Genomic DNA, 13,297 nt, shown 5'->3' with positions numbered 1-13,297 from the left:
CGAAATCAGCGCCCCGTTGCTCGCCGGCAGCGGGGCGTTTCGTTTCTCAGGCAGCGGTGCGGGCGGGGAGGGCAGCGAGCCAGGCGTCGGCGTCGGTGCGCACGATCAGCGTGCGGTTTCCCGCCTTCCTCGCCGGGAGGCGGCCGGCCTTAATTTCCGCGAACAGCGTCGTCTTGCCGATGCCGAGGTAGCGGGCCGCACTGGCGGTGTCGAAGGCCGCCACCTCGGGCGTGGTGGAAACGATGGGGGCGGGGGCGGTGGAATTGAGAAGGGCGGCGTGAGCCATCAGCATCCTCGCTCATCTGAACCCGAGCGGATGCGCTCGGTTGATGAAGCGAGGATGGGGTCAGCAAGTGCGTACTAAGAGTAGGGCTTTTTACGCAACGGACGCGCGAGCTTTATCGATTTTTTCTCAATAGCTTGTGCCGGAATTGCTGGCGCTTCGACGACGATGTCGCGCATGAGCGCGTCAACCAAATCGGTGCCGGCGAGGGGGGCATAACGAGCGAACAAGTCCTGTCGTCGGTCGAACATCATCTGCTCTACCGATCCCGGTCTTTTGCGGACCGTTAGCATCCGGTGCCAGTTTTCCACGACAAACGGGTTATTATTTCCAGGCGTCGGAGAAAGTCGCGAAATCAGAGTTGCGTATCGGTCGCTTATAAACTGGCAGGCGGATCTGCGGCTAATTCCCTCTCGGCCCAAATGGTCCACGGCCGCCGCAACAACGGCGCGGGCGCTCCAGATGTCTCCAGGATCGTTAGCTCGCCCATCCAATCGTCCTGGCTTTAGAAAGCTGCGAACAACGCCGTCGCCCAGCTCATCCAGAGCCAAAGCGAGTTCTCGTAGTTCGGCTCCAACAGCCTCACTAAAGCCCGCAGCCTCCATGAAGTCCGTAATTTCTATCAGCGCATCAACATATTGTGCGCGGGTTCGGACAATGGAGTTTTCTCCGATTTCTGTGAGTAGAATTTTAGACAAGCGAGAAGAGCATAATTCAACCAATCCAGGGCGAGCGAATGAGCTGAATTTCGCAGATCCTGTGCCGGAATAACCCCAAATCTCGATCGCCCTATCTTCCACAATTTGCACCACGTCCGCACCAGATGGCGCGTGGGGCAACCGAGGGTGCATCTCGGCATTCGGCTGGCTCGGCCTAGCCCCACGTTTCACACACGCCGCAGATGTTCAGCGTTCGTTCTCACTCTGCCGAGGTTCGTGGGCGTTCGCAAGGGTTCGCCCGCCCACACATCGGGAAGTCCGAGCGACTTACGCCCCCGTGTTGGATCTGCTTCCCTTCAGCCCATCCAGGAAGTCCGCCCAATCGCACATCATCTGCCGCCGGCCGACGAGGTATTGCGCGCTGTTGTAGGCGCCGCGCACTTCGTTGCGTTCGTCATGCGCGAGCTGCCGTTCGATCCAGTCCGGATGGTAGCCAGCCTCATTGAGCCAGGTGGACGCCACGCCGCGAAATCCATGGACCGTCGCGCGGCCGTGGTAGCCCATGCGGTACATGGCGAAGAGCATCGTGTTGTTCGACATGAAGCCCTCCTTGCTGGGGGAGGGGAAAAGCTGAGGGCTGCGGCCAGCGAGGGGACGAAGTTCCTGCAGCACGGCGACGGCCTGCGGCGAAAGTGGCACGAGGTGCTCGAACCTCATTTTCATGCGCTCGGGCGGGATGCGCCACAGCGGCTCCGGCCCCTCCAGTCCTTCGAACTCGGACCAGCGCGCGGCGCGCAGCTCGGTGGTGCGCACGAAAGTGAGGACCATCAGCTTCAGGGCGAGCTTTGTCATGGGCTCGCCGTCGTAGGCGTCCAGGGCTTTGAGGAAGTCCGGCAGATCCTCACGGGGCAGGGCGCGGTGGTGCTTCTGCCGGCCAGGCGATTTCAGGGCGCCGCGCAGGTCCTGCGTGGGGTCCCGTTTGGCCCGGCCGGTCGCGATGGCGAACCGGAAGATCTGGCCGACCACCTGCATCTCGCGCTTGGCAAGCTCGATGGCGCCGCGAGCCTCTACCTTGCGAATGACCTCAAGGAGTTCTGGCGGCTCGATATCGGCGATTGGGCGATGTCCCAAGGTGGGATAAATGTCGGCCTCCAGCCGGCTCAAGAGCCGATCTGAGTATGAGGGAACCCATCCCGGTAGCTTCGCGGCGAACCACTCCTGCGCGACGACCTCGAATATCCGGCTGGAGTGAAGGCGAGCTGCCCGCTTTTCGGCCCTTCGCGCTTCGCTGGGATCGATCCGCGCTGCCAACTGCTCCTTTGCAGTCTCGCGGCCCTTCCTGGCGTCGGCGAGCGACGTGATGGGATAGGTGCCCAGAGCGAGGGTCTTCTGCTTTCCAGCAAAGCGATAATTGAGGCGCCAGTAGCGTGCCCCATCGGGGTTCACGAGTAGATACAGGCCGCCACCGTCCGCGAGTTTGTACGGCTTCTCGCGCCCCTTCGCACTTCTGGCGGCAGTGTCGGTGAGGGGCATGTTGGTATCTCAAAAAGGGTAGGGCAAACCGATCCCCCAAAACTACCAACAAATTTCCCGGATGCCAACGAACCCAAGCGAACTCAGGCGACGGCTTGATGGCTCCAACTGCCCGGTGTCGTTTGATTTTCCTGAACCCCGGCGAACCGGAACGAACCTCGGCGGAGGAGAAAATGGTGGGCCCGGCAGGACTCGAACCTGCAACCAGACCGTTATGAGCGGTCAGCTCTAACCATTGAGCTACAGGCCCACGACAACGGGCGGGCGAGGGGTGCCGCCGGTTGCGCTTCTCGTCTAGCAATCCCGTCGTCGGCGAACAACAGGAGACCGCGCGTGGCGCACACGGGCGGGCGGAAAACGAGTGGATGGCGCACGGGCGCCGATCTGCCTGCCCCATTGGCGCCGCCTTCGCGGCGTCGTCTCCCGCCGAAGGCTCAGGCGGCTCCGAGCCGGTCAACAGTCCGAGGGAAACAACCATGCGTCTTGCTTCGTCTGCTCCGGCGTCCGTCATCCGCGCCCCGCGCCGCGCTGCCGCAGGCGCGGTGGTGGCGGCCATGGCGGCCCTCCTGCTCGCGGGCGGACCCGCCGCGGCGGCGGCGACGCTTACCGTGGTGGGTGAGGCCCGCGTCTCCGCGCCGCCCGACATGGCGGTGCTCACCACAGGCACCCTGACCACCGCCAAGACCGCCGACGACGCCCTCGCCGCCAATTCCAAGGCGGTGAGCGACGTGATCGCCGCGCTCAAGGCCGCCGGCGTCGAGCCGCGCGACATCGCCACCGCGAACTTCTCCATCCAGCCGCAATATTCGGTGCCCCAGCAGAGCTCGCGCGAGGCGCCCAAGCTGATCGGTTTCGAGGTGCGCAACTCGGTGCGCATCACGGTGCGCGATCTCGCCAAGCTCGGCCCGCTGCTCGACAAGGTGGTGCAGTCGGGCGCCAACCAGGCCTCGGGGCTCGCCTTCGCCCTCGCCGAGCCGGGGCAGCTCGACCGTGAGGCACGGGCCGCCGCGGTGAAGGATGCCATGGAGCAGGCCAAGGCGTTGGCCGCCGCCGCCGGCGTCCGGCTCACCCGCATCACCTCGATCCAGCCCGAGACCCAGGGCGGCTTGCCCATGCCGGCGGCGCCCATGATGATGAAGGCCGATGCCAGCCGCATGTCGGTGCCGGTGGAGGCGGGCGAGATCGAGGTGCGTGCCCGCACCGTCATGGTCTATGAAATCGAGCCCATGTAGGGTCGGGACCTTCACAGCCGACGCCCATCGCCCGGCCCCATGATCGGGCCGGGGTAGGGGAGCGCGGAACTGGCGGTTCGGATGCCCCGGCGGGGCATCTGCGGGACGGCCGGAGCTTGTCCGTGTGCCGCGCTGTGATAGATCAGAAATGGTAACCGATTCGGGCGTGCGCCGGGATTCGGGCGCGCGTTTCGCCGTGTTTTCCCTGACCTGCCTTCGGGTCTGCCGCAGGACCGCCCATGTCGCCATCCCCGGTATGGCCAGCGCTTCCGGTCGCAACCGGCGGGTCATCCGGCCGGCGGGTGCAATATGCAGCGTTGCCGTATCGCGTGCGGCGCGACGGCGAAGTGCAGATCCGCCTCATCACCTCCCGCGAGACCCGGCGCTGGGTCATTCCCAAGGGGTGGCCCATGAAGGGCCTGTCCCCACCCAAGGCGGCCGCGCGCGAGGCCTATGAGGAAGCCGGGCTGGTGGGTGTGATCTCGCGCGAGCCGCTGGGCATGTACACCTACGAGAAGCGGCTCGGCACCCGCTCGGTGCTGTGCGATGTGCTGGTGTTTCCCCTCAAGGTCAAGCGATTACTGGAGAAATGGCCCGAGCGTTTCCAGCGCTACGGCTTCTGGTTCTCCATCGACAGTGCCGCCGCGGCGGTCCAGGAGGAGGACCTTTCCGAGCTGATCCGCAGCTTCGGCGAGATCATGGCCCGCAAGTGGGAGGCCGAGCGCCTCGAGGCCGAGCAGAAGACCAAGGCCAAGGCCGCGAAGGACAAGCCGGCGAGCGCCGAGCGCGGCGACGAAGTGCCGACCGGGGAGCGCGAGTCCGCGGCGAATCCGGCCAAGGCAAGGGGCACCCAGGCCAAGCCGGACAAGGCCAGGTCGCAGAAGACAGCGCAGGTTGGGGCCGATGTGGCCACGGGCCCGGCGGTCGAACCGCAAGCCGCGAGCAAGGCCAAGCCGGACAAGATCAAGGCCGATAAATCGAAGCCCGACAAGGTCAAGGCGGAGAAAGCCAATCCGACCAAGGGCGTGAAGGCCAAGTCGGAGAAGGCGGCCAAGGCGAAGGCCCGGGCCGGCGGGGGCGCAACGGTTGCCGCCGCGCCAGCCGGGCATGACGCCGGCATGGCTTCGGAGCCAATCTCTACCGCGAAGAAGGCGGCCAAGGGCAAGGGGGGCAAGGCGGCCCGAAAGGGCGCTCAGGCCAGTCTTCCTGCCACGCCCGATGAGCCGCCGCCTGTCGTCGTGAAGGCGGGCCGGGACGCGGCGACGGTCGCGGTGGCGAAGGCCCGTGGCCGGCCGATCCGCAAGGCGGCCGTGCCGAAAAAGGCGGAGACGGTCACAAAGCCCGGATGGATGCCGGAGAAGCAGGCGCCGTCGGCCAAGAAGGTGACAGCGTCGAAGAAGGCGTCGTCGGTGAAGAAGGGCGCTACTGTGCGCAAAGCGGCGCCGGCAAAGGCTGCTGCGGCCAAGTCCACCGCGAAGGCATCCGCCGCGAAGGCGTCCGCCGCGAAGGCGCCGGCCGGGGAGGCGGCCAAGGGGGGCGCGGCGAAGGGGGGATCGCGCAGCCTCCCGAAGGGCGCGTCAGCCGGCAAGCGCAAGGCGAAAGCGCCGCCCCCGTCGGAGAAGCCCGGGTCCTGAACGATCATGGCGGAACGAGCGGCAAGAGTGGTCCGCAATCGGGCCATACCCAGCTGGGTAAGAGCCAGCTGGGTATGGGAAAAGGCCCGGTCCTAAAGCACCCATCCAGCGCGCAGGCAAAATGCTTCCGGCGCCGGTTGGTGAACCGGCGCCGGAAGTGTCCACTCTGCCTGACTGCGCCCTAGGCGGCGGGGACCACCGCCTTGCGGTAGATGTGCCAGGTGGCGTGGCCGAGCACCGGCAGCACCACGATAAGCCCCAGGAAGAACGGCACCGAGCCGGCGGCGAGCAGGGCCACCACGATCAGCCCCCAGGCGATCATCGGGCCGGGGCTGGCGATCACCGCCTGCACGCTGGTGATCATGGCGGTGACCACGTCGATGTCGCGATCCATCAGCAGCGGGAACGACACCACGGTGAGGGAGAACAGGCCCAGCGCCAGCGCCGCGCCCACCACATGGCCCACCGCCAGGAAGGTCAGGCCGTCCTGGGTGGTGAACACCACGTGCAGGAACTCGTTGAGGGTGCCGAACGAGGAGTAGCCGAGGAACAGCGCCAGCAGCAGGCGCACCTGGTACATCCAGATGATGAAGGCGAAGATGGTGACGAAGGCCATCCAGCCCAGCTCCCTCTGGCGCTGGGCGAACATGGTGGACATCACCCCCTTCAGAGTCGGCTGGCGCCCGGCCTCGATCTCCCGGCTCACGTCATAGAGCCCGGCTGCCACGAACGGGCCGATGAGCACCGAGCCTGCCAGCAGCGGATAGGCGAGATAGCTGAGGTCCAGCGCGAACACACAGGACAAGAGGAAGATGCCGCCGAAGGCGTAGACTGCACCCAGAAGGGCGCCGATGACGGGTGCGCGATTGAAATCCTCGACCCCCGCGAAGAGGGCCTCCTTCACGTCCGTAAAAGAAATGGCCCGGACAACGGGCGCCACGGGCGCCGCTTGCACCGGCCGATCAAGAACAGTGGCCATATGTCACTCCCGGAAGGCCGCGTAGGGCCTCTTATGTTTTGTGGAGAGAGTGAGGTCGCTTCGGCCGGTTGTAAAGGGCAACGAAGGGTCAAGGCGCACGATTGCCGCAGCTCATGCCCCGTCGTCCTTCACCGGTTCCATGACCACGTAGGTGGAGGTGCTCGCCACATGGGGCAAAGCGGAGATCTTTTCCCCCAGCACCTCGCGGTAGCGTCGGATGTCGCGGGTGCGCACCTTCAAGAGATAATCGAACGATCCCGCGATCATGTGGCAGGCCTCCACCTCCTTGATGCGCAGCACCGCCGAGTTGAAGGCCGAGAGCGCCTTCTCCGTGGTCTCGGAGAGCTTCACCTCGGTGAAGGCGATGTGCTCCAGCCTGAGCTTCACCGGATCGAGCACCGCGCGGAAGCCGCGGATATAGCCCTCGTCCATCAGCCGCTTCAGCCGCGCCTGGCACGGGCTGCGCGACAGGCCCACCCGCGCCGCGAGGTCGGTCACGGACATGCGCCCGTCCTCCACCAGAGCGGCGATGATGCGGGCATCGAAGGAGTCGATTTGGCTGTCATTGGCGTCATTTTCCATCAAAGTGATCTCATGATACGATCATTTAAAGTCACTATGATGTGTCATGCGGCGCATGAAAAGCCGGAATGTCTTCCACCTCTGGATTAGGATGTAAGCAGTCGTCGAAACCGTCCCGTGCCGCGGTCATCCGCCGGCCGGGGGACGAGGAAACACATCATGATCCCCGCCGTCGCCGCGCCCCGGTCCGTCCCTGAAACCGCGCCGCTCTTTGCGGAATTTGCGCCGCGGTCCGGCCCGCCCACCCCCCTGCGCGCGGCCTTCGCCGCAGCCCACCGCCGCCCCGAGCGCGCGGCGGTCGCCGATCTCCTGCCCGCCGCCCGCCTGCCGCCGGACCTGCGCGAACGCATCGCCGCGCGGGCGGGGGATCTCGTCACCCGGCTGCGGGCCAGGCCGCGCGGCTCGGTGGTGGCGGCGCTGGTGCAGGAATATGCCCTCTCCAGCCAGGAGGGCGTCGCCCTCATGTGCCTTGCCGAGGCGCTGCTGCGGATTCCCGACAGCGCCACCCGCGACGCCCTGATCCGGGACAAGATCGGCCATGGCGACTGGCAGGCGCATCTGGGCGGCGGGCGCTCCCTGTTCGTGAATGCGGCCACCTGGGGCCTCGTCCTCACCGGCAGGCTCACCGCCACTGCCGACGACGGGCGGCTCTCCTCGGCGCTCACCCGCCTCGTGGCGCGCTGCGGCGAGCCCCTGATCCGGCGGGCGGTGGACATGGCCATCGGGCTGATGGGCGCCGAGTTCGTCATGGGCCGGACCATCGAAGAGGCGCTGCACCGCGCCGGCAGGCGCGAGGCGCAGGGCTTCTCCTATTCCTTCGACATGCTGGGCGAGGCGGCCATGACGGCAGCCGACGCGGAGCGCTATTTCGCGGCCTATGCTGCCGCCATCGAGGCCATCGGCAAGGCTGCGGGCGGGCGGGGCATCCACGCCGGGCCGGGCATCTCGGTGAAGCTCTCCGCGCTCCACCCGCGCTATGCCCGCGCCAAGGCGGGCCGGGTGATGGCGGAGCTGCTGCCGCGCCTTCAACGCCTCGCGCTGCTGGCGCGGCGCTACGACATCGGCCTCAACATCGATGCGGAGGAGCAGGACCGCCTGGAACTCTCCCTCGACCTGCTGGAGGCGCTCGCCGCCCATCCCGGTCTTGCGGGGTGGAACGGCATCGGCTTCGTGGTGCAGACCTATGGCAAGCGCTGCCCGGCGGTGCTGGACTTCATCATCGATCTCGCCCGCCGCACCGGCCGGCGCATCATGGTGCGCCTCGTGAAGGGCGCCTATTGGGATGCCGAGATAAAGCGCGCGCAGGTGGACGGGATGGCGGATTTTCCCGTCTTCACCCGCAAGGTGCACACCGACCTCTGCTACATCGCCTGCGCCCGCAAGCTGCTGGCCGCGCGCGATGCGGTCTTCCCCCAGTTCGCCACCCACAATGCCCAGACGCTGGCGGCCATCCATGAGCTGGCGGGGCCGGATTTCCGGGTCGGCGACTATGAGTTCCAGTGCCTGCACGGCATGGGCGAAGCTTTGTACGAGGAGGTGGTGGGGCCGCTTGCCCGGCCGTGCCGCATCTATGCGCCGGTGGGCACCCACGAGACGCTGCTCGCCTATCTGGTGCGGCGGCTGCTGGAGAACGGGGCCAATTCCTCCTTCGTCCATCGCCTTGCCGATGACAGCGTGCCGCTGGCAGAGTTGATCGCCGATCCGGCCGAGACCGTGGCCGCCATGGCCGACCCCGGCGCCCCCAGCCCCGCCATCGCCGCCCCGCGCGATCTTTATGGAAGCCGGGCCAATTCCGCCGGCCTCGACCTGTCGAGCGACGCCGTGCTGGCCGCCCTGGGCGAGACCCTTGCCGCCAGCAGGGCGACGCCATGGCGGGCGCAGCCTGCGGGGGACGGCGGGCCGGCGCGGGTGGTGCGTAATCCCGGCGATCATCGCGACGTGGTGGGTGAAGTGCGCGAGGCCGGCGCCGAAGACGTGGCGCGGGCGGTGGCTGTGGCGAGGGGCGCTGCGCCCGGCTGGGCGGCGCGGACGCCGGCCGAGCGGGCCGCGCCTCTGCGTGCCGCCGCCGACATGCTGGAAGCCCAGATGCCGCATCTGCTCGGCCTCATCATGCGCGAGGCGGGCAAGTCCGCCGCCAATGCGGTGGCCGAGGTGCGCGAGGCGGTGGATTTCCTGCGTTATTATGCCGACGAGGCCACCGCCCGCCTCACCGGCGCCCATCGCCCGCTCGGGCCGGTGGCCTGCATCAGCCCGTGGAATTTTCCCCTCGCCATCTTCACCGGGCAGGTGGCGGCGGCGCTGGCGGCGGGCAATCCCGTGCTGGCGAAACCAGCGGAGGAAACGCCCCTCATCGCCGCCGAGGCGGTGCGCCTGCTGCACGCCGCCGGCATACCGCAGGACGTGCTTCAACTGCTACCGGGCGACGGAGTGGTGGGTGCGGCGCTGGTCGAGGCGCCGGAGGTGGCGGGCGTCACGTTCACCGGCTCCACGCAGGTGGCGCGGGCCATCGCCGGGGTGCTCGCGCTCCGCCTGTCGCCCGCCGGACGGCCGGTGCCGCTCATCGCCGAGACCGGCGGGCAGAATGCCATGATCGTGGACAGTTCCGCCCTGCCGGAGCAGGTGGTTGCGGACGTGCTCGCCTCCGCCTTCGACAGCGCCGGCCAGCGCTGCTCGGCCCTGCGCGTGCTGTGCCTGCAGGAGGAGGTGGCGGACGCCATGCTCGCCATGCTGAAGGGCGCCATGGCGGAGCTGGAGATCGGCCGCACGGATCGGCTCGCGGTGGATGTGGGGCCGGTGATCACCGCGCAGGCGCAGGCGGGCATCGAGGCCCATGTGGCGGCCATGGCGGCGCGGGGCTGTCCCGTCCATCGCCTGCCGCTGCCGGCGGAGGCGGCCAACGGCACCTTCGTGGCGCCGACGCTGATCGAGATTTCATCCATGGCCGATCTCACCCACGAAGTATTCGGCCCGGTGCTGCATGTGCTGCGCTGGCGGAGGGCCGATCTCGGTCGCCTGGTGGATGACATCAACGCCACCGGCTACGGCCTCACCTTCGGCCTGCACACGCGGCTGGACGAGACCATCGCCGCGGTGACGAGCAAGGTGGAGGCTGGCAACCTCTATGTGAACCGCAACATGATCGGCGCGGTGGTGGGGGTGCAGCCCTTCGGCGGCCACGGCCTCTCCGGTACCGGGCCGAAGGCCGGCGGGCCGCTTTATCTCAGCCGGCTGGTCACCGGGCCGGCCTTCGCGCTGGGCGCGGGCACGGCGGACCACGCGGCGCTGGCCTTCGCCGACTGGCTGGACGAGCGAGGACGCGCGGACGACGGGGCGGCGGTGCGGGCGCTGGCGCAGGCCGTGCCCCTCGGCCTGTCGCTGGACCTGCCCGGCCCGGCAGGCGAGCGCAACACCTGGCGGCTGCGCCCGCGCGGCTCGCTGCTGCTGCTCCCGGCGAGCGAGAGGGGGCTGATGCGCCAGATCGGCATGGCGCTGGCCACCGGCAACCGGGCGGTGGTCGAGGCCGAGGCGGGGCTCTTGAGCCAGCTCGCGGACCTGCCGCCGGCGGTAGCCGCGCGCATCCGCACCGAAGGCGGGGACGGACCCTTCGCGGCGGCGCTGGCAGAGGGGGAGGGGCCGCGGCTCGTGGCCGTGGCGCAGCGTCTTGCCGCCCTGCCGGGGCCGATCGTGCCGCTCCATGGGGCGACGGGGGAGGAGATCGCCGCCTCTCCCTTCGCCTTCCCGGCGCACCTACTGCTGGAAGAGGTCTCGCTGAGCGTGAACAGCGCGGCGGCCGGCGGCAATGCCAGCCTCCTCGCCGTGGCCTGAGGCAGGGTCGCCCGGACCGGCCTATTGCTTGCGCAGGCTGGCCGCCAGGGCGCCGAGGGTCGCCTGGCAGGGGGGCGTCACCTCTTCCTTGTGCTCCTTGAGGCACTGGACGAGGCGCCCACCGCCCGGCTGCACACCTGCGCACAGCTTCTGCACGTCAGCCTCGCAGGCGGTGCGCAGGGCCTTGGCCTGTTCTGGCGACACAGTCTGCGCACGGGCACCGGGGGCGAGGCCCAAAGCGAGGCCGAACGCAAGGAGCGGCAGGGTGAGGACGCGGGCGAGACGGGCTCGGGACATGATCTTTCTCCACATCTTCCGGGCGTCCTTGCCTTCGGACGGCCGCTGGATGGCGCGACCCTCGCGCGTGCAGGTTACGGCGGCATGCCGGACGCGTGACGATCTGTTACGAAATATATCGGGCCGTCGGCCTCATACACCCGGCAGCTTCGTCCCGGTGATCTGCGCGTAGAGCCGGGCCACGGAGGCGTCGTCGTCTCGCCCCATGCCGGAGGCGGAGGCGGCGAGGAACATCTGCAGCGCGGCGGCGGACACCGGCACCGGGAACTTGGCGCTGCGGGCCATGTCCTGGACGATGCCGAGGTCCTTCACGAAGATGTCGACCGCGCTTTTCGGGCTGTAGTCGCCGGAGAGCACGTGGGGCATGCGGTTTTCGAACATCCAGCTGTTGCCGGCGGAGGCGGTGATGACCTCATAGACTTTCTTGAGGTCGAGCCCCTGCCGCGCGGCAAAGGCCATGGCCTCGCAGGCGGCGGCGATGTGCACGCCGGCGAGCAGCTGGTTGATCATCTTGAAGGCCGCGCCGGCGCCCGCCGCATCGCCCAGGGTGTAGAGCTTGGCCGCCATGGCGTCCAAGGCCGGCCGCGCCCTGGCGAAGGCCTCCGGGCTGCCGGAGGCGAGGACGGTGAGCGCGCCCTCCGCCGCGCGCTGGGCGCCGCCGGAGATGGGTGCGTCGAGATAGAGCCGCCCGGTGGCTTCGAGACGCGCGGCAAGGGTGCGGGCCACGTCCGGGTCCATGGTGGCGCAGGAGATGAACACGGCGCCTTCCGGCAACGTCTGCGCCACGCCTTCGGGGCCGAACAGGATGGCCTCGGTCTGCGCGGCATTCACCACCACGCTCACCACCATGTCGGCGCCCTGCGCCACCTCGGCGGGGGACGCGCCGCCGCGCCCGCCCTGCGCGACGAAGCGGGCCACGGCTTCAGGTCCCACATCGCAGCCGGCCACATCGATTCCCGCCCGCAACAGGGACTGCGCCATGCCGAAGCCCATGGAGCCAAGCCCCACGACGCCGGCGCGTTTGGTGGACTGCGGCGTTTCCCCGGTGCTGCTCATGGCCTGCTCCCTTTTCGCGTCGCCGGCCGCGATTGCCGGCGCATCTTGCTTTTGGCCTTTGTAGGAGTGCTGGCTGGAACCTTCAAATCGTTTCAGCCGGGCCGGCGGCCCGCCACACGCACAAATGAAAAGAGCCCGTTCCGGGAGGAACGGGCTCTCAGGTCTGAAACGACTGGCTGCCTCAGTAGACGCCGCCGGCGCGCTGCTGCGGGGCGGCGCTGGCCGCGGGCTTCGCAGGCTTGGCATCCGGCTTGGCGGAGGCCGTGGCGGGCTTCGGCTTCTTGTCCTTCTGGTTGGCCTGCTGCGGCTTGCCGTTGGGCAGGGCCGCCATCAGCTGCACCTTGGGTGTCTTGTCCCGGGCGATGAGCTCGGAAATGGTGCCGAACTTGTAGCCCTTGGCGATCAGCTCATCGAGGATGCGCGGCATGGCCGCCACCGTGGTGGGGTAGATGTCGTGGGAGAGCACGATGGCACCCGGCGTCACCTGGGCCATGATGGCGTCATGCACCTTCTGGCTGTCGCGGAACTTCCAGTCGTTCGGATCCACGGCCCAGTTGACGGTGGTGAGGCCGTACTTTTCCTCGATCATGGCCCGCAGCGACGGCTTCATGGAGCCGTAGGGCGGGCGCAGATACATGGGCCGCTTGCCGGTGACCTGGAAGATGGCCTCCGAGGTATTGCCCAGCTCCTTCTCCACAGCCGCCTGGCTGATGCGCGTCAGCTGCGGGTGGCTCCAGGAGTGGTTGCCGATCTCGTGGCCCTCGTCGGAGATCATCTTCAGCACTTCAGGGTGCTTGGCCACCATGTTGCCGAGCACGAAGAAGGTGGCCTTGATGCCGCGCTCCTTGAGGATGGCGAGCAACTGGGGCGTCGTCTCCGGATTGGGGCCGTCGTCGAACGTCATGGCGATGTAATTGCCATCCACGTTGAACGACTTGTAGGTGTAGTTCTTGCGCGGCGTCACCGCCGGCGCGGGGGCCGGATCCGGCGCCGGGGCGACGGCTTCAGCCTGCTGCGCGGGCTTGCCCTGCGCGCCCTTGGCCTGCCCGCCGGGGCCGTTCTGGGAGATGGACTGCGTGGTGGCAGGTCCATCGTCCCTCACGGCCTTGGCGGACGTGAGCATGGGGGAGATCGCCACGCCTGCGCCAACGGCGCTCGCGACCAGAATACCAGAAACGATCAGGAGCGGCTTCACGGTGGCGGCTTCCCAGCTGTAA

General features: G+C 68.1%; 11 protein-coding genes and 1 tRNA gene. 3 read left to right on the top strand and 9 right to left on the bottom strand.

What is annotated here, in order from left to right; genetic code table 11:
- Positions 1–46: 46 nt before the first annotated feature.
- The 4 genes from V5F66_RS17960 to V5F66_RS17945 form a co-directional block, all read right to left on the bottom strand.
- Positions 47–286: an excisionase family DNA-binding protein gene (locus tag V5F66_RS17960; RefSeq protein ID WP_394094409.1), complete on the bottom strand. Its 240-nt coding sequence runs from the start codon at positions 284–286 to the stop codon at positions 47–49.
- Between the two features lie 74 nt (positions 287–360).
- Positions 361–1,095: a hypothetical protein gene (locus V5F66_RS17955; RefSeq protein WP_394009125.1), complete on the bottom strand. Its 735-nt coding sequence runs from the start codon at positions 1,093–1,095 to the stop codon at positions 361–363.
- Between the two features lie 174 nt (positions 1,096–1,269).
- Entirely contained in the window at positions 1,270–2,475 is a 1,206-nt protein-coding gene (locus V5F66_RS17950) for a tyrosine-type recombinase/integrase (RefSeq protein ID WP_394094408.1), read from the bottom strand.
- Between the two features lie 174 nt (positions 2,476–2,649).
- Positions 2,650–2,725, bottom strand: a tRNA-Ile gene (locus V5F66_RS17945).
- A gap of 226 nt (positions 2,726–2,951) precedes the next feature.
- Here V5F66_RS17945 and V5F66_RS17940 point away from each other — a divergent pair.
- Together V5F66_RS17940 and V5F66_RS17935 are read left to right on the top strand one after the other, a co-directional pair.
- Positions 2,952–3,707, top strand: coding sequence for an SIMPL domain-containing protein (locus tag V5F66_RS17940; RefSeq protein ID WP_394094407.1), 756 nt, complete (start codon positions 2,952–2,954; stop codon positions 3,705–3,707).
- Between the two features lie 239 nt (positions 3,708–3,946).
- On the top strand, positions 3,947–5,341 hold the full coding sequence (locus V5F66_RS17935) for an NUDIX hydrolase (protein WP_394094406.1): 1,395 nt from the start codon (positions 3,947–3,949) through the stop codon (positions 5,339–5,341).
- 181 nt (positions 5,342–5,522) lie between these two features.
- Here the strand turns inward: V5F66_RS17935 and V5F66_RS17930 are convergent, their stop codons facing one another.
- Entirely contained in the window at positions 5,523–6,320 is a 798-nt protein-coding gene (locus V5F66_RS17930) for a DUF2189 domain-containing protein (protein WP_394094405.1), read from the bottom strand.
- A gap of 111 nt (positions 6,321–6,431) precedes the next feature.
- On the bottom strand, positions 6,432–6,902 hold the full coding sequence (locus tag V5F66_RS17925) for an Lrp/AsnC family transcriptional regulator (protein ID WP_394094404.1): 471 nt from the start codon (positions 6,900–6,902) through the stop codon (positions 6,432–6,434).
- Between the two features lie 159 nt (positions 6,903–7,061).
- On the opposite strand from V5F66_RS17925, the gene putA reads away from it, so the two are divergent.
- Complete coding sequence (putA, locus tag V5F66_RS17920) at positions 7,062–10,727, top strand: bifunctional proline dehydrogenase/L-glutamate gamma-semialdehyde dehydrogenase PutA (protein ID WP_394094403.1); 3,666 nt, start codon at positions 7,062–7,064, stop codon at positions 10,725–10,727.
- Positions 10,728–10,748: 21 nt separating this feature from the next.
- Here putA and V5F66_RS17915 read toward each other — a convergent pair whose 3' ends face one another.
- The 3 genes from V5F66_RS17915 to V5F66_RS17905 all read right to left on the bottom strand — a co-directional run bounded on the left by V5F66_RS17915 (position 10,749) and on the right by V5F66_RS17905 (position 13,275).
- Entirely contained in the window at positions 10,749–11,024 is a 276-nt protein-coding gene (locus V5F66_RS17915; protein ID WP_012115426.1) for a cysteine rich repeat-containing protein, read from the bottom strand.
- A gap of 132 nt (positions 11,025–11,156) precedes the next feature.
- Positions 11,157–12,080 (bottom strand): L-threonate dehydrogenase, encoded by a 924-nt coding sequence (gene ltnD, locus V5F66_RS17910; RefSeq protein WP_394094402.1) that lies wholly within the window; start codon positions 12,078–12,080, stop codon positions 11,157–11,159.
- 181 nt (positions 12,081–12,261) lie between these two features.
- Positions 12,262–13,275 carry a polysaccharide deacetylase family protein gene (locus V5F66_RS17905; protein ID WP_049775981.1) on the bottom strand — a complete coding sequence of 338 codons (1,014 nt, stop codon included), beginning with the start codon at positions 13,273–13,275 and terminating at the stop codon, positions 12,262–12,264.
- Between the last annotated feature and the right edge of the window lie 22 nt (positions 13,276–13,297).

Source organism: Xanthobacter versatilis (assembly GCF_043193975.1).
Taxonomy (GTDB): domain Bacteria; phylum Pseudomonadota; class Alphaproteobacteria; order Rhizobiales; family Xanthobacteraceae; genus Xanthobacter; species Xanthobacter autotrophicus_E.
The sequence above is the reverse complement of the archived record's forward strand: the minus strand, read 5'-3'. Positions and strand labels throughout refer to the sequence as shown.

Coding starts and splice junctions, on each gene's coding strand:
- V5F66_RS17915 (WP_012115426.1), bottom strand. CDS start 11,024: ATGTCCCGAGCCCGTCTCGCCCGCGTCCTCACCCTGCCGCTCCTTGCG.
- V5F66_RS17935 (WP_394094406.1), top strand. CDS start 3,947: ATGTCGCCATCCCCGGTATGGCCAGCGCTTCCGGTCGCAACCGGCGGG.
- V5F66_RS17925 (WP_394094404.1), bottom strand. CDS start 6,902: ATGGAAAATGACGCCAATGACAGCCAAATCGACTCCTTCGATGCCCGC.
- V5F66_RS17940 (WP_394094407.1), top strand. CDS start 2,952: ATGCGTCTTGCTTCGTCTGCTCCGGCGTCCGTCATCCGCGCCCCGCGC.
- V5F66_RS17950 (WP_394094408.1), bottom strand. CDS start 2,475: ATGCCCCTCACCGACACTGCCGCCAGAAGTGCGAAGGGGCGCGAGAAG.
- putA (WP_394094403.1), top strand. CDS start 7,062: ATGATCCCCGCCGTCGCCGCGCCCCGGTCCGTCCCTGAAACCGCGCCG.
- V5F66_RS17960 (WP_394094409.1), bottom strand. CDS start 286: ATGGCTCACGCCGCCCTTCTCAATTCCACCGCCCCCGCCCCCATCGTT.
- V5F66_RS17930 (WP_394094405.1), bottom strand. CDS start 6,320: ATGGCCACTGTTCTTGATCGGCCGGTGCAAGCGGCGCCCGTGGCGCCC.
- ltnD (WP_394094402.1), bottom strand. CDS start 12,080: ATGAGCAGCACCGGGGAAACGCCGCAGTCCACCAAACGCGCCGGCGTC.